This window comes from Micromonospora sp. NPDC000207 (genome assembly GCF_040300925.1).
Taxonomy (GTDB): domain Bacteria; phylum Actinomycetota; class Actinomycetes; order Mycobacteriales; family Micromonosporaceae; genus Micromonospora.
On the sequence record NZ_JBEPEQ010000020.1, the window covers coordinates 41,060 to 63,874 of the forward strand.

The following is a 22,815-nucleotide window of genomic DNA, read 5'->3' on the forward strand; positions in this document are numbered from 1 at the left end:
GCCAGGCCGGCTGCCGGTCACCGCCTGTGAGGGGAGGTGACCGGCGGCCGGGGGGTCGAAGGGTGGTCAGCCGGTGGTGCAGGTCTGACCGTTGAGGGTGAAGGCTGTCGGCTTGGGGTTGGTGCCGGTGTGGGTGCCGTTGAAGCCGAAGCTCGTCGACGCCCCGGGGGCGAGCGCCCCGTTGTAGGACAGGTTCGTGGCGGTCACCGCCATACCGGTCTGGGAGACCGTCGCCGACCATGCCTGCCCGGCTTTCTGGCCGGTGGTGGGGAAGGCGAAGGCGAGGGTCCAGCCGGTCAGCGGGGTGGTGCCGGTGTTCGTGACCGTGACGTTGGCGGTGAAGCCGGTGCTCCAGTCGTTGGTGGTGTAGCCGATCGCGCAGGACGAGGTGGGATTGGCCGGGGTGGTGGTCGCCGTCACCGTGGGTGACGGTGGGGAGACGTTGCCGGCGGCGTCGAGGGCGACGACGTAGTAGGTGTAGGTGGTGTCCGGGGTCAGCCCGGTCACGGTGTGGGTGGTGCCGGTGACGGTGGCGATCAGGGTCTGCGACGGAGCGGCCTGGCGGTAGACCCGGTAGCTGGTCACCCCCACGTCGTCGGTGGCCGGGGGCCAGGTGAGGGTGAGTCCGGCAGCGCCGACGGCGGAGGCGACGGGGCGACCGGGTGCGGCCGGTGGGGTGGTGTCGCCGCTGTTGCCGGCCGGGGTGGTCACCCGGATCTCCGGCGCGGTGGTGGACTGGTTGCCGGCCCCGTCGCGGGCGTTGACCCAGAAGGTGTACGTCCGGGCCGGCATGAGGCTGTTGACGGTCAGGCTGTTGGTGGTGGTGTTGCGGACCACCACCACGTCGCTGCCGGTCTGCTGCTCGCGGACCACGTACCCGGCCAGCCCGCTGCCGCCGGTGTCGGTGGAGGGCGGCCAGGTGAGGGTGACCGAGGTGGAGGTGAGTCCGGAGGCGACCGGGGTGCCCGGGACGGTGGGTGGGGTGGTGTCGGGGGCCGACGGTCCGGGCTCGGTGCCCCAGACCCGGGTGGTCCCGGCGTAGAGGGGAACGTTCCGGTTGGGTCCGGCGGTGCTCTGGTACGAGGGGTCGTCGGCCGGGTTCCAGGTCCCGCCCTCCGGTACGCCGACCTTGAACTGCACCTCCATCCGGTGGGCCGACTGTCCGGCGGGGGCGATGGTGTGGCCGGTGCAGTCGACCTCGACGTACCAGAGGTCGGCGGAGTGCTGCTTGGCGGTGGTCGGGGACGGACAGCCCTGGGTGTAGCCGGGGGTGACCTGGACCGGCCCGGTGCCGTCGGGGCGGAAGTAGTAGCGGAACCTGCCGTCGGTCAGGGCTCGGGCGGGGAAGGCCGACTTGTTGTAGACGATCACCTTCAGTCCGGTGGCCCGGGGCTCGTTCTGCATCACCGTGGTCTCCACGGTCAGCTCGTCGATGTCGGGGGTGGCTACCGGTGGGAATCCCGCGAGCGGGGTGCCGCCGTACTCCTGGGTGAGTCGGGCCAGGGCGGAGGTGAATCCCGAGTTGTAGTCGGTGGCGACCTCGTTCATCACGTAGTCGTCGCGGTCGTCGGTGTACGCGTCGTTCGGCGAGGAGGGTCCGCCGACGAGCGCGCCGTAGAGGACGTGTCGGGTCTCGGTGGGCACCTTGCTGCTGTCCCACCAGGAGCCGTGGGCGGTACGGTGGTGCGGGTTCTTCGGGGAGTTCGCTCCGAAGCCGACCACGTAGCTGGAGTTGCGGGGGTTGTCGCCGAGGGCGTAGTCGATCTGCCGGACGGCGAAGTCCTTGTACCGGGCCTTGCGGGTGGTGTCGGTGGTCTTGTCGCTGTAGACCAGGGCGGCGAAGGCGGTGTTGGCGGCGTACCGCAGCGCACCCCAGGAGTCGAGGACGGCCATCCCACCCGGGGAGTACCTGACCCTCTCCCCGTTGACCCCGACGGTCCAGTAGTCGAGCCAACGGTTGGCGTCGTCCACGTACTTCTGCCTACCGGTCAGGTTGGCCAGCAGCACATAGGCCCCGAACTGCTTGTTGTCCCAGGCGACTGTCCACTTGTACGAGCGAAGGCTGGACTGGTTCTCGGTGCCGAGCCTGTCGTACTCGGTCTCGGCCTTGGCCAGGTAGGCGGCGTCCCCGGTGGCCCGGTACAGCCAGATCGCGCCCCAGACCAGCTCGTCCTGGTAGCCGCTCCAGGACCGGTAGAAGCTGGTGGCGTCGGTGATGCACTCGCTGTAGCTCTTCCGAACCGTGTCGGCGAAGGTGTAGAGCTGCCTGGCGTGGCCGAGCAGCTTGTCGGCGTAGGCGGCGTCGGTGGGGCGGAACACCATCGACGACGCGGCCATCGCCGCCGCCGTCTCCCCCGCCAGGTCCGCGCCCCCACAGCTCGCATCGATCTTGTACGCGGGTCGGGCCATCGGCATCACCTCGGCCGGCCCCCACCACTTGTGGTCGTCGTCGCCCTTGCCCACCTGTCCGTAGAGGACGTTCGGGGCGGGGTGGGCCTTGACGAAGTAGTCGTTGACGAAGCGCAGGTTGTTCAGGAGGTGGGTGAGCTGGCCGGACTGGACGTACCCGGCCCGGTACTCGACGGCTCCCCAGGCGAGCATCGTGGTGCTGAACGCCATCGGGAAGCCGAACTTCACATGGTCACCGGCGTCGTACCAGCCGCCGGTGAGGTCGACTCCGACGTCGGCGCCGTCGGTGAGCGCCGAGTCGCCCCGCCAGGAGACCCGGTTCCAGGACGGTTTCGGGCCGGACTGCTGCGCCTCGTAGAACAGCAGCGACTTCTGCAACGCCTCGGCGTAGTTGAAGGCTGGTGCCGCTGTGGTGGTGGTGGTGGGGGCGGTGGCGGTGGTCGGGGCGGCGACGGCGGCCGGGGGTGCGGTGAGGGCGAGGGCGAGTCCGCTGGTCAGGGCGGCACCGGCGGCGACGAGGCGGCGTAGCCGGCCACGATCGAGCGGTGGGCGGGGGCGGTGGCGCATCGGGGGCTCCTGTCGGAAGGTGCCCGGCAGCCGACGAGGTACGCGAGACGGCGTCGGGGGAACTCGCCGGTGGCCGGTGGTGGGGTGGGTCCGCAGATGAGCGCCCGGGAGCGCTCCCATGGATGACAGACAATGTATCCACCGATCGACGGCTTGGGAACCCCGTCGACCACCACCCGAGCCGTGGCCCCCGGTCAGCCCGTGATCGCCGGGGTCACAGTCAGCGGCAGGGTGACGGTGAGCAGCGGCCCGTCCCGGTCCACCGGGGTGGGGCGGCCCAGCCGACGGAGGGTCTTCAGCATCGGCACGTTCTCCGCCTGGACGTGCAGCACAAGGGCGGCGTACCCGTCCCGCTCGGCGCGGCGGACCACCCGGCGCAGCAGGGCGGTGCCGATCCCACGTCGTTGCCAGTCGTCGCGGACCAGCAGCGCCACCTCGGCCTCGTCCCCCTCGCCCAGCAGGTTCGCCATCGCCACCACCGGCTCCCCCGGGGCGTCGAGGTCGAGGGCGACGAGGGTGACCCCCCGCTCCGGTTCGACCAGTCGGCGCAGCCGGGACGGGGCGGGCACCCCGCAGCCACCGAGGTAGCGTCGCTGTCGACTGCGCTCCGAGGACCTCTCGTGCAGATCGACAAGCGCCGGTACGTCGTCGACGCCCGCCGGGCGTACCCGGACCTCGGCACCGTCGGCGACGACGACGGTGACCTGGTCCTCGGCGCGTCGGGCGACTGTCGCTGCCAACTCCACCAGGGCCTGTGCCCGGGCGTACTCGGCCGGGGTGAAGCTCGGGGCGGCCCGCCGCAGGGTGAAGGTCCCGCCGGTCGGGTCGGCCAACCGCATCCGGTGGTCGTCGAGGCCCGGACGGTCGACAGACGGGGCGGGACGCCAGCTCACCTCGTCCGCGCCGAGCAGGACCCGCAGCGCCTCACCTGACGCCTCCGGGTCCCGGACCAGCCGGGTGGCCAGGCCGAGGACCCGGGTCGGCGGGTCGGCCAACCCCCGCGCCTCGCTGCGCTGGACCCAGCACCGGCGACCGCGCCCCCGCTCCACGGCGGCCGTCAACTCGGCCTCGTCGACCGAGTCGGGGGCGTCCACGAGGAAGTCGTCGATCGCACCGGCCTCGGTGGTGTGCACCTGCACGCTGAGGATGTTCACCCCCCGCAGCGCGAGACTGGCAGTGAGCACCGACAGGAAGCCCGGTCGGTCGTCCACCGTCGCCCGGATCCGCCACAGCGCCATCTTCGTTCCCTTCCTCGCCTGGTCCGACCTTCGCCGCCCGCTGTTGCGAGAGCGTTGCCCTGCGGTGACGGGCCCGGTACCGGGCGCAGATCACATTCACCCGGAATCGGATCGGGCCGACCCCGAACCGGGGTCGGCCCGTCGCCGGAGACCCCGAGGGGTCGGGCGACAGCTCGGTCCCGAACCAGGGCCGAGCCGACGAGGAGGGGTCGGGCCGAAGGCCCGACGGTCAGGACCCGGCGACCGCCGAGGGCGCGCCGACCAGGTCCAGGCGGTCGCCGAGGATGACGGCGCTGGCCCGGACGAGCTGCGCCAGCCGGTCGACCTCGGTGCTGTGGAACGCCGCCGGGGTGAGGGTGTCGGTGCGTTCCCGCGCCACCAGCAGGACCAGCCCGGCCCGGCCGAACGGTGCCACCGCGAAGTGCCCACCGTCGACGCTCGTCAACGCCCGGGCCCGCAGCGGGGTCACCTCCGGCAACCGGGGCGGGGCGGGGGCCCGCCAGCTGGCGTGCGCGACGCTCGCCTGCCCCCCACCGGCGCGGGAGGCCCAGTCGACGGGCACCACGGCGGCCACCGCCCAGTCGGCGGCCAGCAACCCGGGGACCGCGTCGACAACTGTGGCGAGCCCGTCGGTCGGGTTCGCCGCCACCTGGGCCAGCAGCTCCGCGTCCTGGCCGGTGGTGGTGGGTGCGCCGATCGCCTGCCAGACCCCGTCCACCTGGACACCGGGAATGGCCGCCAACCCGATCAGCAGCCGCTCGACCCGACCCGCGCCCGGCCAGACCACCGTGAAGTCGTCGACCGCCCGCCCGCCGAGCCGCTCCAGCACCACGACCTGGACGATGTCGGCGCCGCAGACCCCGAGGGTCCGGGCCACCTGGCCGAGGGTTCCGGGCCGGTCGGGCAGGGTCACCCGAACTCTGAGCAACATGTCTGTCCCTCCACACGGCGGGGCCGGCACATCCGGCAGGCTGGGTGCCAGCCTGCCGGATGACCATTTCGTCCGTGTTGCGGGTGGATGACCCGGGTGCAACTTCCCTGACGGCCGATGCTGGACCGCACCGACCGTCACCGCCGACGGGGTCGGGTGGACCGCACCGACCGTCCCCGCCGACCGGGTCGGGCGGACCGCACCGACCGTCACCGGCGACCGGGTCAGGCGGAGGCCCGTCGCACCATGTGCGTGTCCAGCAGGACGTGCGGGGAGGTGACCTCCTCGCCCCGGATCCGGGCGACCAGGAGCAGGGCCATCTGGCGGCCCATCTCCTCGATCGGCTGGAAGACTGTGGTCAGCGGCGGCTCGGCCTGCCGGGCCACCGGCGCGTCGTCGAAACCGATCACCGCGACGTCCTCCGGGACCCGACGACCGGCCTCCCGCAACGCCCGCAGCGCGCCGAAGGCCATCAGGTCGGAGGCGACGAAGACCGCGTCGAGGTCCGGGCACTGCTCCAGCAGCCGCCGCATGCCGGCGGCACCACTGCCCTCGCTGAAGTCGCCGTACGCGATCAGGTCGGGGTTGAGGCCGGTGCCGACGGCCTTGACCGCCTCCCGGTACCCGCTCAACCGGGCCAGCCCGGCCCCCATGTCCTGCGGGCCGGCGATCGTGGCGACCCGCTGTCGCCCCTGGTCGACCAGGTACTCCACGGCGTGTCGGGCACCGCCGACGTTGTCCACGTCGACGTACCAGCCGGGGGTCGCGGCGGGGTGGAGCATCCGCGCCGGCCGACCGCCCAGGACTGTGGGCAGGCCGCGCTCCTCCAGCAGGGTGGGCAGCGGATCGGCGTCGTGCAGCGAGAGCAGCAGGACCCCGTCGACGTGCTGGTTGGTGAGGTGGTGCTCGACGCGTTCCCGCTCGACCGGGGACTGGGCCATGGCCAGCCAGAGCTGCATAGGCGTCTCCAGCAGGCCGGAGCTGATCCCCCGGACGATGGCGGCGAAGAAGGGCTCGGTGAAGACCCGGTCCCCCGACTCCGAGACCACCAGGGCCACCGAGTCCGTGCGCTGGGTGACCAGCGCCCGGGCGGCACGGTTGGGGACGTACCCCAGCTCGGCGATGGCCTGCTGCACCGCGGCCCGGGCCTCCGGACTCACCTGGGGTGAGCCGTTGACCACCCGGGACACCGTCCCCCGGCCGACGCCGGCACGGGCCGCGACGGCGTCGAGGGTCGGGCGCCCGAGTGACCGGGTGCGCTGCGTAGTCATGGTCTGCTCCTCCGACATCGGGCGGTTCCGGCGTCACCCCAGCTGGGAGAGGCGCCGGAGCCGCCCGCCACTGGCTGGCCCTCGCCTATTGTGCGGCCAGACCGTTGCGTCGGATCACCTCGGCGTACCACCTGGCGCTGGACTTGGGGATCCGCGCCTGATCGTCGTCGTAGTCGACGTAGATCATGCCGAACCGCTTGGTGAATCCCCAGGCCCACTCGAAATTATCCATCAGTGACCAGGCGAAGTAGCCGACCAGGGGCACCCCCGCGCTGATCGCGGCGTGTGCGGCCCGCAGGTGCGCGTCGAAGTAGGCCACCCGGTCGACGTCGTCCACCCGGCCGTCGACGACGGTGTCGACGAAGGCCGAGCCGTTCTCGGTGACGTAGAGCGGCAGGTCGGTGTACTCCTCGTGCACCCGGCGCAGCGTCTCCACGAGGCCGGGGGCGTCGATCTCCCACTGCATGTCGGTCACCGGCACACCCCGACTGACGAACCGGACGTCCTCGCTGCCCGGCCAGGTCGAGCCGGAGACGAAACCGGACGAGGCCGGTTCCGGCGGCCCGGCGGCCACCACGTGTCGGCTGTAGTAGTTGATCCCGACCAGGTCCAGCGGGGCCGCGATGACGGCCAGGTCACCCTCGCGGACGTGGCCGAAGTCGCAGATCCGGCGCAGGTCGTCGCGGACGTCCTGCGGGTACGAACCACGCAACAGCGGGTCGAGGAAGAACCGGTTGGCCAACCCGTCGATCCGTCGGGCGGCGTCGACGTCCTCCGGCGAGTCGGTGGCCGGGTCGACCGGGTACAGGTTCACGGTCACGCCGACCTGTGCCTCGGGGCGGGCGGCCCGCAGCGCCTGCACCGCGAGTCCGTGACCGAGCATCAGGTGGTGACCCGCCCGGACGGCCGCCGCCGAGTCGGTGCGGCCGGGGGCGTGGACCCCCGAGCCGTACCCGAGGAAGGCGGAGCACCACGGCTCGTTGAGCGTGGTCCAGTGCCGCACCCGGTCACCGAGGGCGTCGACGACCAGCCGGGTGTAGTCGGCGAACCGGGCTGCGGTGTCCCGGGCCGGCCAGCCGCCCTCGTCCTCGAGCCGCTGGGGCAGGTCCCAGTGGTAGAGGGTCAACCACGGTTCGATGTCGCTGGCGAGCAGGTCGTCGACGAGGCGACGGTAGAAGTCCAGGCCCTTGGCGTTGGCCGGGCCGGACCCGGTGGGCTGCACCCGGGGCCAGGAGACCGAGAACCGGTACGACTTCAGACCCAGGTCGGCCATCAGCGAGACGTCGGAGGCGAGCCGGTGGTAGTGGTCGCACGCCACGTCGCCGGTGTGCCCGGCCACCACGGTGCCCTCGGTGTGACTGAAGGTGTCCCAGATCGACGGGCCCCGACCGTCCTCGGTCGCCGCCCCCTCGATCTGGTACGCCGCCGTGGCGGCTCCCCAGAGGAAGCCGGACGGGAAGGTCAACTCTGCGCCCTGGTCGAGTACGCCGACCCCGGGCGACGGTGCCGGGTTGCTCACGACTTGACGGCGCCTTCCATGATCCCACCGATGATCTGGCGACCGAAGATGAGGAAGACCAGGACCAGCGGGATGGTGCCGATCGCCGTGGCGGCGAAGACCTGCGAGTAGTCGGTGTAGTAGGCGTACGACAGGAACGACAGCGACACCTGGAGGGTGGGGTTCTCCGGGGTGAGGATCGCGTACGGCCACAGGAACGAGTTCCAGGTCTCCATGAAGGTGAGCAGACCCAGCACACCGGCCGCCGGACGCAGCGCCGGCAGCACGATGTTCCAGTAGATCCGGAAGGTGCTCGCGCCGTCCACCCGACCGGCCTCGATCAGCTCGTCGGAGATGGCCTGGCTGGCGTACTGCCGCATCATGAACACCCCGAAGGCGCTGACCAGGAACGGCACGGTCACCGCGTAGAGGGTGTCGAACCACCCCAGGGTCTGCATCATGCCCCAGAGCGGGATGAGACCGAGCTGGGTCGGGATCATCATCGTGATGATGATGCCCAGGAGCAGGATGTTGCTGCCCCGGAACTTCAGCTTGGCGAAGGCGAATCCGGCCAGCGAGCCGGTCAGCACCACCGAGATCGTCACCACCGAGGAGACGATGATCGAGTTCATCATGCCGGTGAGGAAGTTGGCGGCGTCGTTGTCGAGAACCCGGCCGAAGTTGGCGCCGAACTCCCCGCCCGGGAGCATCGGCGGGGGCACGTCGTTGATCTGGTCGAGGCTGCGGGTACCGATGACGATCATGTAGTAGAACGGGTAGATCGACAGCAGCGCCGCGAGCACGAGTGCGATGTAGGTCAGCGGGCTGGTGCGCCACAGGCGCTGGGATGCGGAGGTCACAGGTCGTTCCTCACTTGGCCGAGCGGCGGACGAGTACGAAGTTGAGCAACGACATCAGCACGATGATCAGGAACATCGCCCAGGCGACGGCGGCACCGTAGCCGGCGGTGTTCAGGTTCGTGATGCCCATTTCGTACATGTACATCGCCAGGGTCTGGAACTCCCGCTGGTCGCCGCCGAGGATCACGCCGTTGGCGAAGAGGAGGGGCTCGGTGAAGAGCTGCATGCCGCCGATCGTGGAGAGGATGACCACGAAGATGAAGGTCGGCTTGAGCATGGGGAGGGTGATCTGCCAGAACTGCCGCCACTGGCTGGCGCCGTCGAGGGCTGCCGCCTCGTAGAGGTCCTTCGGGATGGCCTGCATTCCGGCGAGCAGGATCAGGGTGTTGTAGCCGGTCCACCGCCAGTTGACCATGGAGGCGATCGCCGTCCAGGAACTCAGTCTGCCCGCGTCCCAGTCGACCGGGCTGACCCCGACGAAGCTGAGCAGCCAGTTGAACATGCCGAAGTCACGCTGGAAGAGCATGCCGAAGACGATCGCGACGGCGGCCACCGAGACCACGTTGGGGATGAAGATGGCCATCCGGAAGAACGTCTTGGCCCGCAGGAAGGTGCGGTTGAGCAGGTTGGCGAGGAAGAGCGCGAGCAGCAGCTGCGGGATCGTCGACAGGGCGAAGATCCCGAAGGTGTTGACGAGCGCGTTCCAGAAGTAGTCGTCGGAGATCAGGCGGGTGTAGTTGTCCAGCCCGATGAACGTCTGGTCGCCGACCATGTCCCAGTCGTGCAGGGACATCCAGGCGGTCCGCAGCATCGGGTACAGCCCGAACGCGCCGAAGACGATGAAGAACGGTGCGATGTAGAGGTACGGCGAGTACTTGAGGTCCAGGCGGTTGAGCAGGTTTCCCTTGGCACGCCCGGAGGTGGCGGCGGGGGGCCGGGGGGCGGCTGGCGACGGCGGTGCCGTCGTGGTCGACAGGCTCATGACGGCACTCCACTGCGGTGGGTACGGCCTGGGGACACCACGACGCCGGCCGGAGGGGTGGCTCGCTTGCGCTCGCTCATGGGGGTTCCTTTCCCGGCGAGGCCCGGGGTCCTCGCTCAGGGTGGTACGCGGAGGGGGGACCGACCGGTGGCGTTCGGGAGGATCCCGAACGCCACCGGATGGGACTGACTCAGAAGGCACCCTGGGTGGTGGCGTCCTTCGTGAACTGCTCCCAGGCCTTCTCCTTGTTGGCCTGCCCGTTCTCGAACGACCGCAGGGCCGGCTCGAGCGCGTTCTCCTTGACCGCCTGGTGCTTCGGACCCAGGTGGACCGGCTTGATGTTGGCGACGCTCTCACCGAAGATCTTGGCGGTGGGGGCCCCGCTGAAGTACTCGTTGGTGTAGCTGAGGAAGTCCTGGTTCTTCAGGGCCTCCAGGTTGGTGGGCAGTGGGCCCTTGAGCTTGAACGCCTCGACCTGGCTCTTGGAGCTGGTCAGGAACTCGGCCAGCTTCGCGGCCTCCTTCTGGTGGGCGCTCTGCTCCGGCACGGACAGCCAGGAGCCGCCCCAGTTACCCGCGCCGCCCGGCACGCCGGCGACGTCCCACTTGCCCTTGTTGGCCGGACCGGAGTTGTCCGCCACGATGCCGAGCATCCAGGACGGGCAGAAGGTCGCGGCGAAGCTGCCCTGCTTGAAGCCGGCCGACCACTCGGGCGACCAGGTCTGGGCCTTGGCGGAGATCTCGCTCATCGAGGTCGCGGTGTCCCACGCGGCCCGGACCGCCGGGCTCTTGTCCGCGATGACGTTGTTGTCCTTGTCGTAGAACAGGTCGGTGCCCTGCTGGAACAACACGCCGTTGGAGACCGCGGTGATCGAGTCGATCAGGGCCTTGCCGCCGCTGCCGGCCTTGTACTTCTTGCCTGCGGCGAGGAAGCCGTTCCAGTCCGGCCAGAGGGCGGTGACCTGGTCCCGGTCGGTCGGCAGACCGGCGGCCTGGAACAGGTCCTTGCGGTAGCAGACCGCGAGGCTGCCGACGTCGGTCGGCAGACCCATCAGCCGGCCGTCGGGGGCCTTGCCCAGCTCCCACTTCCAGGGCAGGTACTCGGTGGAGTGGTCGGCGACCAACGGCTGCAGGTCCACCCAGTTACGCGGGTTGGCCTTGAACTCGTTGAGGATGCCCTCCTCCAGGGCGACCACGTCGCCCGCGCCCTTGCCGGTGGCGAGGTAGCGGACCAGCTTGGGGCGGTAGTCACCGAGCTGGGCGGTCTTGCGCAGCTCGATCTTGATGCCGGATTCCTTCTCGTACTGCTTGACGAGCTCGTCGTAGCCCATCTCGCCGAAGGTGTCGACGACCAGCTTGGCCGGCTTTCCGTCGGCGGTGGTCGAGCTCTCGTCGTTGCCGCAGGCCGTGAGACCGCCCAGTGCGGTGATCGCGGCAAGGGCGGCGACGGCCATGCGGTTGCGCCGCGTGGTGACGCTCATCCTGACCCCTCTTTTCGGTGGTGAGGCAGTGGGTTTCCGTGGTGGGGTGTGCTGCTCGCGAAGCCGGGCCCGGCGGAGGGCCGGACCGTCTTCGAGTGCCCCGGTTCGCTGGATCCGCGAGCACCGGGAGCGCTCCCATGAGACTGCCGGGGGGTTACAGGAGTGTCAATAGACCGTTTGCAGCGTTCCCAGATCGTTACCGCCGACCCGGACGGGGCCACCCCCGGCAGAACCTCCCCGACCCCTGCCACAACCGATCTGAGCAGGCAATACGTCGCCCCAGACAGACGAAAAGACGGCTGCGGGGCACCGAAGCCTGCCCGTCTGCGCGATCAGGTCGGGCCGTACCGGCGGTAGGTAAGCCACCCACCCAGCGCCACCGTCCCACCAGTCGGGAGGTGACGCCGGGGGCACCGAACGGCCCCGCAGGGCCCGTTCGGACGCCCCTCGTCGGGGTCGGCGACGACGACGTCCTCCACCATCGGATCGTGCTCGCACCGGTCAGTCCCGCCGCTCCATCGCGTACCCCGCCACCCTGTGTGGTCGGTCCAGGGTGCAGCCCCCCGGCACCAGAATCCGCCACGGGGTCGGCCGGGGCCCGAACAGGGGCCCCTTCAGCTGAAAGATCTGACGGGACATGCGGCCCTGTCCTTCCTCGGCCTAGGCTGGCGGCATGATCTGCCGAGCGTGCCGGGCACGGCGGCACGACGAGTGCCCCGGCCGGAACTGGTGTGACTGCCAGCACCGTACTCCCGTACCGACCCCTGTGGTGACCGGGCCGGCCGGCGAATGAGCGTACCCACCGCAATCCACCGGCTCCTGCCGCCGTCCGAGGTCGATCCGCCGGCCCCCCGTACCGCCGCCGGGCTGTCGCAGACCGAACTGACCGCGTTGTACGAACGGGCCGACCGACCGCGCCTGCGGATGAACTTCGTGGCCAGTCTGGACGGGGCGGTCAGTGTGGACGGACTCTCCGAAGGGCTCTCCGGCGAGCCGGACAAGCGGGTCTTCCGGCTGCTCCGGATGCTCTGCGACGGTCTGCTGGTCGCCGCCGGAACGGTACGCGAGGAGGGCTACCGCGCCCTGCGCCTGGACGAACGACGCCGGGCCTGGCGGACCGAGCGGGGACTGCCTGCGTACCCGACGTTGGTGGTGGTCTCCGGATCCCTGGCCCTCGACCCCGGGCAGGCAGCGTTCGCCGACGCCCCGGTCCGGCCGATAGTGCTCACCCACGACGCCGCAGTGCCGCCCCCCGGGTTGACCGACGTCGTCGACCTCCTCCGGTGCGGCACCGACCGGGTGGACCTCGCCGCCGGGCTGGTCGAACTGCGCCGCCGTGGGCTCGGGCAGGTGCTCTGCGAGGGCGGCCCCCGACTCTTCGGCGCGCTCACCGCCGCCGACCTCGTCGACGAGGTCTGCCTGACCGTCTCCCCGCTGCTGGCCGGTCCGGGAGCGGGACGGATCACGGCCGGGGAAAAGACGCTCCCCCGCCGGTTGCCGCTGCGGCACGTCCTCGGCGCCGACGACGGCACCCTCCTGCTCCGGTACGCCCGCGACTGACCGTTGCAGGGCACCGCCGACCACAGGTCCGGGGTCGCCCGCCGCCGGTCCGGGGTCGCCCGCCGCCGGAGTCCGTCGACACCGACAGTGTGCCGGCTGTCGCTGCCGGTGGCGGCGGCACGTCGCGTGGCAACCTGTCACACTCCTCGGGCAGGATGCAGGACGTGTGCGCTGACCGAGACACCCGGCTGACCGGAGTCCCCCGATGACCGACGACGAGTTCGACGGCGCGGGCGGCGTCGGCCGGGTGCTCGGCACCGCCGACGCCACCCCGTTGCAGTTCTGGACGGCGGTGGCCCCCGGCAGCTACCTACAGCTCGACGACGTGGTGGTGACCCGCCGTGAGCTGCCCGACCGGGAGCCGGTGACCATCGCCGGGGTGGTGACCCAGGTCCGGGCCCGGCACGAGGGGGCGCAGTTCGACTCGGACGTCTTCGCCATCGCCGACGGCACCCTCCCGGCGATGGTCCAGGAGGCCGCCGAGATCACCACCACCCGGGTCGACCCGGAGTTCTACGTGCCGCCCTCGCCGGGGGCGGTGGTGCACCGCGCCGAGGGGGACGCCCGGGCCCGGGCGCTGCACTTCGACCGGATGGAGCGGCGGATCCCGATGGGGATGGGCCGCGACGGGGTGCCGGTCTACCTCAACGCCGACTTCCTCGACGGCACCCGGGGGGCGCACGTCTCCATCTCCGGCATCTCCGGGGTCGCCACCAAGACCAGCTTCGCCACCTTCCTGCTCTACTCGGTGTTCCGGTCCGGGGTCCTCGGCGGGGACGCTGTCAACGCCAAGGCGCTGATCTTCAACGTCAAGGGCGAGGACCTGCTCTTCCTCGACCATCCCAACACCCGCCTCGACGAACCCACCCGGGCCGGGTACGCCAAACTCGGCCTGGACGCCGGTGCCTTCGCCGACGTCCGGGTGTACGCCCCGCCCCGGGTCGGCGACTCCTCCGGCACCCCGGACGTGAGCAGCCGACTCAGCGGGGTGGACAGCTTCTACTGGACGCTGTCGGAGTTCTGCGCCGACCGGCTGCTGCCGTACGTCTTCGCCGACGCCGACGACGAGCGCCAGCAGTACACGATGGTGGTCCACTCGGTCGCCGCCCACCTGGCCCGGTACGCCCAGCCCGCCGACGGCGGGGTGAGCATCGACGGGGTGCGCCTGGGCAGCTACGGCGACCTGGTAGACCACATCGTGGAGCAGCTCAACGACGACGAGACCCGGAGCGACTGGGCGGGCAGCGCTGTCGGGTTGGGCACCGTCAACGCCTTCGCCCGGCGGCTGATCGGCAGCAAGAAGGACCTGTCCCGGCTGATCCGGGGCGACCTCGCCACCCGACGCCCGCACAGCATCAACACCGCCGAGAGCGCCCAGGTCACAGTGGTCGACCTGCACAACCTGCCGGACCGGGCGCAGCGGTTCGTGGTCGGGGTGACCCTCAAGAGCGAGTTCGAGCGCAAGGAAAAGGCCGGGACCGCCAAGCCGCTGCTCTTCGTCGTCCTGGACGAGTTGAACAAGTACGCCCCCCGGGAGGGTTCCTCCCCGATCAAGGAGGTGCTGCTCGACATCGCCGAGCGGGGACGCTCGCTCGGCGTCATCCTGGTCGGGGCGCAGCAGACCGCCAGCGAGGTGGAGCGGCGAATCGTCACGAACTCCGCGATCCGGGTGGTGGGTCGGCTGGACCCCGCCGAGGCGTCCCGCCCGGAGTACGGTTTCCTCCCGCCCGCCCAGCGGCAGCGGGCCCTGCTGGCCAAGCCGGGGACGATGTTCGTCAACCAGCCGGACATCCCGGTCCCGCTCTGCCTGGAGTTCCCCTTCCCGGCCTGGGCCACCCGGGTCTCCGAGGCCGGTCGGGCCCCCTCGCAGACCCTCCGGTCGATCACCGGGACGACCGACCCGTTCGCGGTGGTCGGCTCCGGCGGCGGCAGCGACGACGACATCCCGTTCTAGTAGTCAGGTGACCTCCCGATGAAGATCCTGCACACCTCCGACTGGCACGTCGGCAAGGTGCTCAAGGGGCGGTCCCGGGCCGAGGAGCACAAGCAGGTCCTCGCCGGGGTCATCGAGGTCGCCCGCACCGAGCGCCCCGACCTGGTGATCGTCGCCGGTGACCTGTACGACACGGCGGCCCCCACCCCGGAGGCGACCCGGCTGGTCACCAGGGCGTTGACCGCGCTGCGCCGGCTCGGGGCCGACGTGGTGGCCATCGGCGGCAACCACGACAACGGGGCGGCCCTGGACGCACTGCGCCCCTGGGCCGAGGCGGCGGGGATCACCCTGCGCGGCAGCGTCCGGGAGAACCCGGACGACCACGTCGTCGACGGGGTCACCGCCGACGGCGAGCGGTGGCGGGTCGCCGCGCTGCCGTTCCTGTCCCAGCGGTACGCGGTCCGGGCGGTGGAGATGTACGACCTGACCGCCGCCGAGGCCAACCAGACCTACGCCGACCACCTGGGCCGGATCCTGGCCCGGCTCTGCGAGGGGTTCGACGAGGCGGGTCGGGTGCACCTGGTCACCGCCCACCTGACGGTGGTCGGGGCGGCGGTCGGCGGCGGGGAACGGGACGCGCACACGGTCCTCGGGTACGCCGTCCCGGCCTCGGTCTTCCCCGGCACCGCGCACTACGTCGCCTTGGGACACCTGCACCGGTCACAGCGGATCAACGGCCCGTGCCCGATCCGGTACAGCGGCAGCCCGTTGGCCGTCGACTTCGGGGAGCAGGAGAACGTCCCCTCGGTGACGGTGGTGGAGGTGACCCCGACCACCGCGGCCCGGGTGCGGGAGATCCCGGTGACGGCGGCGCTGCCGCTGCGTACGGTCCGGGGCACCCTGGAGCAGCTGGCCGAGGCCACCGTCCCGGAGGGCTGGCTGCGGGTGTACGTCCGGGAGCAGCCCCGGGCGGGGCTGCGCGAACAGGTACAGGAGCTGCTTCCGACGGCGGTGGAGATCCGCATCGACCCGGAGTTGGTGCCGGCCCCCGGCAGCGGCACCCGGACCGCCCAGCGGGCCGGCCGCTCCCCCCGGGAGCTGTTCGCCGACTACCTGGACAGCAGGGGGCACGCCGACGAGGGAGTCCGGGAGCTGTTCGACGAGCTGTTCGAGGAGGTCGACCGGTAGTGCGACCGATGCGCCTGGACCTCGCCGGCTTCACCGTCTTCCGGGACCCGACCACTGTCGACTTCACCGACGCGGACTTCTTCGCCCTGGTGGGACCGACCGGTTCGGGCAAGTCCACGGTGTTGGACGCGATCTGTTTCGCCCTCTACGGCACCGTGCCCCGGTGGGGCGGGACCCGGGGACTGGGCAACGCCCTCGCCCCGTCGGCCACCGAGGCCCGGGTCCGGCTGGTCTTCGAGTCGGCCGGTGACAGGTACGTGGCGACCCGGGTGGTCCGGCGGGACGGCCGGGGCAACGTCAAGACCGCCAACGCCGGATTGCAGCTCATGCCACCCGGGTTCGACGTGACCAAACTGGACACCGGGCTGAGCCCGGAGGACCTCGGTGAGGTGGTGGCGGGCACCCCGGCCGAGATGGAGGCGGCGGTGCTGGCCGCGGTCGGGCTGCCGTACGAGCAGTTCACCAGCTGTGTGGTCCTGCCACAGGGACAGTTCGCCGACTTCCTGCACGCCAAGCCGGCCACCCGCCAGCAGATCCTGGTCAACCTGCTCGGCCTCGGTGTCTACGAGGAGGTGCAGAAGCGGGCCACCGAGCGGGCCGGGCGGGCCGAGGCGCGTCTGGAGGAGGTCGACCGGATGCTCGGCGGCCTCACCGACACCGACGACGCCGCCCTGGCCGCCGCGCAGGGGCGGGTCGAGCAGGCACGGGACCTGGCCGGGGCGGTCGGGGCCGCCGTACCCGAGTGGGAGGCCGCTCGCGCGGCGCAGCGGGAGGCCGGGGCGGCGCTCGCCGCCATCGACGCCGACCTGGCCGTCCTCGACGCGGTCCGGCCCCCCGACGGGGTGGCCGAGGTGGCGCTGGCGGTCAGCGCGGCGCGGTCCGCGGCCCAGGAGGCCGCGACGGCGGTGACGGTGGCCGAGGAGCGGGAGGAGAAGCTGCGCGGTGAGCTGGCCGGTGTGGGCGACGAGAGCGCCTCCCGGTTGCTGCTGTCGGCCTACGCCGACCGGGACCGCATCTCCGGGGAACTCGCCGAGGTGGCCCCGGCGCTCACCCTGGCCCAGGACGAACACGAGGCGGCGGTGGCCGCGCTGGCGCAGGCCCGGACGGCCGCCGAACGGGCCGAGTCGGTGTTGGAGGCGGCGTTCGCGGCGCACGAGGACGCCAAGGCGGCGGACCAGGCGGCGGCGCTGCGCGCCCACCTGGCGGCGGGTGTGCCCTGCCCGGTCTGCGAGCAGCAGGTGTCCCGGGTGCCGGCGCTGCCGGCCGGGTCGGCGGTGGCCGCGGCCGTCGCCGCCGGGAAGACGGCCCGTGCCGAGAGCGACTCGGCGAAACGCGCGGTGCAGGACCGGGACGTGGCCGCCCGGGACCTGGAGCGGGTGCTGCTGCGCGCCCGGGCCCGCCACGACCAGCTGCGGGACCGGCTGACCGAGCTGGACGACCGGCTCGCCGGGGCCGCCACCCCGGAGGCGCTCCGGCACGACCTGGCCGAGCACGCCCGGCTGCGCCGGGCCCTGGACGAGGCGGCGGGCGCGGTCGGGTCCGGCCGGGACGCGGCCCGCCGGGCCCGGGGGGCGGTGGACGCGGCCGAGGAACGGCTGCGGACCTCGTGGCGTGACTTCGACGCGACCCGGGACGGGCTGGCCCGGCTGGCACCCCCGGCAGCCGACCGGGACGACGTGAGCGCCGCCTGGGCGGCCCTCGCCGAGTGGGCCGCCGGTCAGGCCGCCCGCCGACACACCGAACGGACGGAGCGGGCCGCCGCGGTCGACGCGGCCCACCGGGCGGCCGAGGTCGTCCAGGGGCGGATCGCCGAGTTGCTCGCCGCCGCCGGGTTGACCCCGGACGACGATCCGGTCCGGGTGGCGGCGGTCGCCGTGGAGCGGGCCGAGGCGGGTCACCGTCGGTTGGTGGAGCGCCGTGAGCAGGCCGCCGGGCTGCGTGAGCAGCGGGCCGGGCACGAACGCGAGGCCCGGTTGGCGCGGGCGTTGGCCGGACACCTGCGGGCCAACAACTTCGAGCGGTGGTTGCTGGCCGAGGCGCTGGACCTGCTCGTCGACGGGGCGTCCCGGATCCTGCGGGAACTCTCCTGCGGCCAGTACGACCTGGTCCACGACAAGGGGGAGTTCTTCGTCGTCGACCACCACGACGCCGGGCTGCGACGCGGGGTGCGGACCCTCTCCGGCGGGGAGACCTTCCAGGCCTCGCTCGCCCTGGCCCTGGCCCTCTCCGAACAGTTGGCCGGGCTCTCCACCACCTCGGCGAGCCTGGAGTCGATAGTGCTCGACGAGGGGTTCGGCACCCTCGACGTGGCCACGTTGGACACCGTGGCCGCCACCCTGGAGAGCCTCGCCGCCCGGGGGGACCGGATGGTCGGGGTGGTCACCCACGTACCCGCCCTGGCCGAACGGATCCCGGTCCGGTTCGAGGTCCGCAAGGACGCCCGTACCGCCCGCGTCGAACGGACCGGGCTGTGACGACGGGGGAGGAACCGGCCGGGGCGCAGCTGTTCGTCGACTCCTGGGACCCGGGGTACGGGGCCTCCTTCGAGGCCGCCCCGGCCGGGCCGGCGACGCCGAGCAGCGCCCAGGTCGACGCCACAGTGGAGCTCCCGGTGGTGGACTGGCGGGCCATCGACGTCTGCCGGGACGTCTCGGCACCGGACGTGGTCCTCCTGGTCGACGGGGTACGCCGGATCGACGCCAGCGTCTGGACGGCGGAGCCGGACGGGACCTCCTTCCCCGGGGTGGCCGCCTCGTACGCCGCCGGGGTGGTCCGCTGCGACCTGGTGCGGGGGGCGGCGAGCCTGGCGGGGGCGACTGTGGGCCGGGGGTTGTTCACGGCGAGCCCGTCGGCGCGGGAGGTGGTGGCCGGGCGGATCCGGTACCCGGTGCACCGGGTGGGGGGCAGCGGGGAGATGAACAAGCTGTCTGCGGCGGTCCAGGGGCCGCTGACCGCCCTGGAGGTGGAGGTCTCCGGGGCCGCCCGCACCGACGGCGACCTGCTGGTGGTGGACGGTCCGCTGCGGAGTCGGCGCAATCTCCCGCGCACCCTGGGGTACGTCAAGACCCAGCACAGCCAGTACCTCGACGCCCGGCTGACCTCTGTGGTGACCGGGCTGCGGTCGGGGCAGCGGTCGCCGGTGTTCCGGCTGGGCACCGCCTGGGGTGGCTATTCCTGGTATCTGCGTCTGCCGGTGGCAAGTCGGGCCCCGTGGGCGGGGGTCGTCAGGGTGGAGTGTTCGGCGGAGCTGCCCGAGTCGGCGGCGATCGGGCTGGCCGACCTGTCGCTGGTGACGCTCCCCCGGTTCGCGTCCACGCCGTACAAGGATCCACGGGCGCCGCAGAACCTGGTGCCGATCGCCGGGTTGGAGCGCCGGTTGCGGGCGTTGCTGGGCGACGCCCGGCTGCTGCACCGGGCGTTGACCGCCGCCGCCCGGGCCGGGCGCTGATGGGTCGGCGGCGCGGTACGGACCGGTTGGTCGAGCAGGTCGACACCGGCCGGGCCGAACTGGTCCCCGACCCGGACCGGCCACGCTCGTTCACCCTTCTGCTCGACGGTGCCCCGCAGTCGCACGTCGACCTGGCCGACCCGACCCACCTGGAGTTCGAGTACGTCCGACGGTTCGCCGCCGCCCTCGACCTGGTCGCCCCGCCGGGGACACCGCTGCGGGTGCTGCACCTCGGTGGGGGCGCGTTGACCCTGCCCCGGTACGTCGGGGTGACCCGTCCCGGCTCCACCCAACGGGTCTGCGAGGTCGACGGTGCCCTGGTGGAGCTGGTCCGCCGGGCGTTGCCGTGGCCGGCCGACCTCCGGATCCGGGTACGGGTGGCCGACGCACGGGCGATGTTGGCGTCCACCCCGGACGCGAGCTTCGACGTGGTGGTGGCCGACGTGTTCGCCGGTGCCCGTACCCCGGCGCATCTGACCAGCGTGGAGTACGTCGCCGAGGTGGCCCGGGTGCTGCGACCGGACGGGTGGTACCTGGCGAACGTGGCGGACGGGCCACCGCTGCGACACGCCAGGGGGCAGGTGACGACGGTGCGGGCGGTCCTGCCGTACGCCTGTGTGGTGGCCGACGCGGCGGTGCTGCGTGGCCGACGGTTCGGCAATCTGGTGCTGGTGGCGGGGCGGACGGACCCCCCGGTGCCGGAGCTGACCCGGCGGGCGGCCGGGGACTGGTTCCCGGGCCGGGTGGTGGCCGGTGCGGAGCTGGACCGGTTCGCCGGGGGCACCTCGGTGGTGCACGACGCGGACGCCACGGGCTCGGTCGCACCACCTTCGGGATTTTTTTCCGCCGGTCGTTGATCCGCTGGCGCGACACCTGCGTATCACCGGGCAGCCCTGCTCGACGGAGTCCACTGGAGTCCGCTGGGGGGCCGACTGAGCTGACAGGACGTTCCGGAGGTCTGCATGCATGCGGTGGCGGCCGGCTGGCACGGCGACCGGGTCCGGGCGGACTGGATGTCCGCCCGCTCCCAGTCCCGGGTCTCCCGCTCGACCCGGGGGGTCGACGCCCGTTCGGTCGATCGCCAGAATGACCCGGTGACCCCGCGACCGACGACCGGACGCCATCAGGCTCCGGACGACGCGGGTCACTCGGACCGGTTGATCCGGCTGCTCTACGCCGAACACGCCGGTCCGCTGCTGGCCTTCGTGATGCGGCTGACCGGCGGTGACCGGCAGCGCGCCGAGGACATCGTCCAGGAGACGCTGCTGCGGGCCTGGCGTAACGCGCACCGGCTGGGCGTCCAGGGGCAGGGGTCGTTGCGACCCTGGCTGGTGACGGTGGCCCGGCGGATCGCGATCGACGAGCACCGCAGTGAACAGGCCCGCCCGCCCGAGACGTACGACCGGGATCTGACCGCCTTCGCGGAGGCGGACAGCACCGAGCGGGTGTTGCGGACGATGACTGTGGCGGACGCTCTGCGTACGCTGAGTCAGTCACACCGGGAGATCCTGGTGGCCACGTACTTTCGGGGACGGACCGTGCCCGAGGCGGCCGAGGAGCTGGGACTGCCGTTGGGCACCGCGAAGTCGCGGGTCTACTACGCACTTCGTGCACTGCGCACGGCGCTACAGGAGAGGGGGGTGACGGAGTGAGCCGGACGGAGCACATGGACGTCGCGGCGTACGCGCTCGGCGTACTGGACGAGCAGGACACCGAACGGTTCGAGGAGCACCTCGCCGCCTGCTGGGCGTGTGCGGCGGAGTTGGAGACGATGGTCCCGGTGGTGGGGATGCTCTCCGACATCGACGGCGAGACGATGACGGCGATGGAGCAGACCGCCACGGATCCCCGGCTGCTGGACCGTACGTTGGCAGCGGTACGCGGCCAGCGACGTCGCCAGCGGTTCCGGCAGATCCTCACCACGGCGGCGGCGGTGGTGGTCTTCGGCGGGTTGACCGGGGTGGGCATCGCCAGTGTCACCGAGGGCGGCGCCCCGTCGGAGTTGGGGGCCCAGCCGAACGTGACAGCCCCGGTGGGCGAGCCGGGCACCCCGAACCCGTCGGCGTCGGGACCGGGGCTCGGCGGCCGGGACGAGATCGAGGGCGACCCGTACGCGGGCACCGACGCCAGCACCGGCGTGGAGGCGACCTTCTACGTCTCGGACAAGCCGTACGGCACGCAGGTCAACTTCGTCCTGAACAAGCTGCCCGGTCCGCGTGACTGCCGACTGATTGTGGTCCGCCGGGACGGGTCGACGGCGGTGATCTCCTCCTGGGCGGTGCCGGAGGGCGGCTGGGGCACCAACACCAACTCGGAGAAGTTGGTACTGGGTGCCACGACCGCGGTGGAGCGGGGCGACATCGAGCAGTTGCAGGTGCAGAACATCAGCGACCGAGGGGTGGCGACCGCCCTGGTGACAGTGAAGATCTGACGGTTCGCGTCGAGCGATCGGCGTCGGCCTCCCACGACGGGGGCCGGCGCCGATCGGTGTTTTTCCGGCCAAACGGCCAGGTGCGCCCTGATACGCAGGAAACGGCCAACCGGTTCAACCATCGATCGGTGACATTGGCCACCTCGACGCGTTCAACCTTGACACGCTCGCCCGCGTACTACTCAGCGACTGACCAAGTATGAGGAGGGCACGTGGCACACCTGAAGCGGACCGTCGTCGTGGCGGTAGGTGCAATGGTCGCACTGACGGCTTGCGCTCCGGCAGGCTACGACGGGACGAACCCCGGCCCCGCCGAGCCGGTGGCCGTCGCCGCCGCCGAACCCACCTCGACTGCCGACCCGGGGGCGACCCCGGAGGTGACAGCGGAGCCCACGGCGGCTCCCACCGCCGACCCGACCGCTGACCCGACGTCCGCCCCGATCCCGTCGAACGTCAAGCTCACGCAGGCGCTCAAGGGTAAGGCGGTGCCCAAGATGGGCAAGGTCGTCACCGACGAGAAGGGCTTCCTGCTCTACCGCTTCGACAAGGACACCAACGACCCGGCCGCGTCGAACTGCGTCGACAAGTGCGCCCAGGTCTGGCCACCCGCGCTGACCGACGGCAACCCGCAGCTCGACGGGGTCGCCGACGAGAAGGTAGGCACCGTGACCCGGCAGGACGGCACCCGTCAGATCACCCTCGACGGCTGGCCGCTCTACCGCTACATCGGCGACAAGAAGGCCGGCCAGTGGAAGGGCCAGGGCGTCGGTGGCACCTGGTTCGCCGTGCAGCCCAACGGCAAGAAGAACCTGGAGTGCCTGCCCACCGGCACCCCGAAGGCCGTCGAGCCGCCGTCGAACGCCGACTCCGGCTCCTCGTACTGACACCCCCTTCCCCGCCCTTCGTCGGCGGTGTCCCGGGTCGCCGTGGCGACCTGCGCGACAGCCGGCGGGGGGCGGGATGGACCTGGACGTCGGTGCACCGGCAACGCGGACGTCCACGGAAGCGGCGTCGGCCCG

Annotated in this window: 17 protein-coding genes; 9 read left to right on the forward strand and 8 right to left on the reverse strand. The window is 71.9% G+C overall.

Annotated elements, in window-relative coordinates; all coding sequences use genetic code 11:
- Nucleotides 1-66: 66 nt before the first annotated feature.
- From ABT336_RS07520 to ABT336_RS07555, 8 genes are all read right to left on the reverse strand, one after another.
- Nucleotides 67-2,976, reverse strand: a complete 2,910-nt coding sequence (locus ABT336_RS07520; RefSeq protein ID WP_350895683.1) for a glycoside hydrolase family 9 protein — start codon at nucleotides 2,974-2,976, stop codon at nucleotides 67-69.
- A gap of 194 nt (nucleotides 2,977-3,170) precedes the next feature.
- Nucleotides 3,171-4,214: a GNAT family N-acetyltransferase gene (locus ABT336_RS07525; protein WP_350895684.1), complete on the reverse strand. Its 1,044-nt coding sequence runs from the start codon at nucleotides 4,212-4,214 to the stop codon at nucleotides 3,171-3,173.
- Between the two features lie 229 nt (nucleotides 4,215-4,443).
- Nucleotides 4,444-5,145 carry an ACT domain-containing protein gene (locus tag ABT336_RS07530; RefSeq protein WP_350895685.1) on the reverse strand — a complete coding sequence of 234 codons (702 nt, stop codon included), beginning with the start codon at nucleotides 5,143-5,145 and terminating at the stop codon, nucleotides 4,444-4,446.
- A 224-nt stretch (nucleotides 5,146-5,369) separates the two neighbouring features.
- Nucleotides 5,370-6,416 carry a LacI family DNA-binding transcriptional regulator gene (locus ABT336_RS07535; RefSeq protein ID WP_350895686.1) on the reverse strand — a complete coding sequence of 349 codons (1,047 nt, stop codon included), beginning with the start codon at nucleotides 6,414-6,416 and terminating at the stop codon, nucleotides 5,370-5,372.
- An 85-nt stretch (nucleotides 6,417-6,501) separates the two neighbouring features.
- Entirely contained in the window at nucleotides 6,502-7,935 is a 1,434-nt protein-coding gene (locus ABT336_RS07540) for a GH1 family beta-glucosidase (protein WP_350895687.1), read from the reverse strand.
- Nucleotides 7,932-8,774: a carbohydrate ABC transporter permease gene (locus tag ABT336_RS07545; RefSeq protein ID WP_350895688.1), complete on the reverse strand. Its 843-nt coding sequence runs from the start codon at nucleotides 8,772-8,774 to the stop codon at nucleotides 7,932-7,934. Before ABT336_RS07545 ends, ABT336_RS07540 begins: the two co-directional genes overlap by 4 nt.
- Nucleotides 8,775-8,784: 10 nt before the next feature.
- Nucleotides 8,785-9,756, reverse strand: a complete 972-nt coding sequence (locus tag ABT336_RS07550) for a carbohydrate ABC transporter permease (protein ID WP_350895689.1) — start codon at nucleotides 9,754-9,756, stop codon at nucleotides 8,785-8,787.
- Nucleotides 9,757-9,946: 190 nt separating this feature from the next.
- Nucleotides 9,947-11,236, reverse strand: coding sequence for an ABC transporter substrate-binding protein (locus ABT336_RS07555; protein ID WP_350895690.1), 1,290 nt, complete (start codon nucleotides 11,234-11,236; stop codon nucleotides 9,947-9,949).
- Nucleotides 11,237-12,025: 789 nt separating this feature from the next.
- Between ABT336_RS07555 and ABT336_RS07565 the strand changes: the two genes are divergently transcribed.
- From ABT336_RS07565 to ABT336_RS07605, 9 genes are all read left to right on the forward strand, one after another.
- The gene (locus tag ABT336_RS07565; RefSeq protein ID WP_350895691.1) at nucleotides 12,026-12,796 is read left to right on the forward strand and encodes a pyrimidine reductase family protein; all 771 of its coding nucleotides are present in this window, start codon (nucleotides 12,026-12,028) and stop codon (nucleotides 12,794-12,796) included.
- Nucleotides 12,797-13,001: 205 nt separating this feature from the next.
- On the forward strand, nucleotides 13,002-14,750 hold the full coding sequence (locus ABT336_RS07570) for an ATP-binding protein (protein ID WP_350895692.1): 1,749 nt from the start codon (nucleotides 13,002-13,004) through the stop codon (nucleotides 14,748-14,750).
- 18 nt (nucleotides 14,751-14,768) lie between these two features.
- Entirely contained in the window at nucleotides 14,769-15,917 is a 1,149-nt protein-coding gene (locus ABT336_RS07575) for an exonuclease SbcCD subunit D (RefSeq protein WP_350895693.1), read from the forward strand.
- Nucleotides 15,917-18,391 carry an AAA family ATPase gene (locus tag ABT336_RS07580; RefSeq protein WP_350895694.1) on the forward strand — a complete coding sequence of 825 codons (2,475 nt, stop codon included), beginning with the start codon at nucleotides 15,917-15,919 and terminating at the stop codon, nucleotides 18,389-18,391. The genes ABT336_RS07575 and ABT336_RS07580 overlap by 1 nt, the downstream gene beginning before the upstream one ends.
- Complete coding sequence (locus tag ABT336_RS07585) at nucleotides 18,388-19,365, forward strand: hypothetical protein (RefSeq protein ID WP_350895695.1); 978 nt, start codon at nucleotides 18,388-18,390, stop codon at nucleotides 19,363-19,365. Before ABT336_RS07580 ends, ABT336_RS07585 begins: the two co-directional genes overlap by 4 nt.
- Nucleotides 19,365-20,222: a spermidine synthase gene (locus ABT336_RS07590; RefSeq protein WP_350895696.1), complete on the forward strand. Its 858-nt coding sequence runs from the start codon at nucleotides 19,365-19,367 to the stop codon at nucleotides 20,220-20,222. Before ABT336_RS07585 ends, ABT336_RS07590 begins: the two co-directional genes overlap by 1 nt.
- Before the next feature lie 105 nt (nucleotides 20,223-20,327).
- Nucleotides 20,328-21,017, forward strand: coding sequence for a sigma-70 family RNA polymerase sigma factor (locus ABT336_RS07595; protein WP_350895697.1), 690 nt, complete (start codon nucleotides 20,328-20,330; stop codon nucleotides 21,015-21,017).
- A complete protein-coding gene (locus ABT336_RS07600; protein ID WP_350895698.1) occupies nucleotides 21,014-21,796 on the forward strand; it encodes an anti-sigma factor family protein in 783 nt (260 codons plus the stop codon). Before ABT336_RS07595 ends, ABT336_RS07600 begins: the two co-directional genes overlap by 4 nt.
- Before the next feature lie 212 nt (nucleotides 21,797-22,008).
- Nucleotides 22,009-22,680 carry a COG4315 family predicted lipoprotein gene (locus ABT336_RS07605; protein WP_350895699.1) on the forward strand — a complete coding sequence of 224 codons (672 nt, stop codon included), beginning with the start codon at nucleotides 22,009-22,011 and terminating at the stop codon, nucleotides 22,678-22,680.
- Nucleotides 22,681-22,815 lie beyond the last annotated feature (135 nt).

Coding starts and splice junctions, on each gene's coding strand:
- ABT336_RS07520 (WP_350895683.1), bottom strand. CDS start 2,976: ATGCGCCACCGCCCCCGCCCACCGCTCGATCGTGGCCGGCTACGCCGC.
- ABT336_RS07525 (WP_350895684.1), bottom strand. CDS start 4,214: ATGGCGCTGTGGCGGATCCGGGCGACGGTGGACGACCGACCGGGCTTC.
- ABT336_RS07530 (WP_350895685.1), bottom strand. CDS start 5,145: ATGTTGCTCAGAGTTCGGGTGACCCTGCCCGACCGGCCCGGAACCCTC.
- ABT336_RS07535 (WP_350895686.1), bottom strand. CDS start 6,416: ATGACTACGCAGCGCACCCGGTCACTCGGGCGCCCGACCCTCGACGCC.
- ABT336_RS07550 (WP_350895689.1), bottom strand. CDS start 9,756: ATGAGCCTGTCGACCACGACGGCACCGCCGTCGCCAGCCGCCCCCCGG.
- ABT336_RS07555 (WP_350895690.1), bottom strand. CDS start 11,236: ATGAGCGTCACCACGCGGCGCAACCGCATGGCCGTCGCCGCCCTTGCC.
- ABT336_RS07565 (WP_350895691.1), top strand. CDS start 12,026: ATGAGCGTACCCACCGCAATCCACCGGCTCCTGCCGCCGTCCGAGGTC.
- ABT336_RS07570 (WP_350895692.1), top strand. CDS start 13,002: ATGACCGACGACGAGTTCGACGGCGCGGGCGGCGTCGGCCGGGTGCTC.
- ABT336_RS07575 (WP_350895693.1), top strand. CDS start 14,769: ATGAAGATCCTGCACACCTCCGACTGGCACGTCGGCAAGGTGCTCAAG.
- ABT336_RS07590 (WP_350895696.1), top strand. CDS start 19,365: ATGGGTCGGCGGCGCGGTACGGACCGGTTGGTCGAGCAGGTCGACACC.
- ABT336_RS07595 (WP_350895697.1), top strand. CDS start 20,328: ATGCATGCGGTGGCGGCCGGCTGGCACGGCGACCGGGTCCGGGCGGAC.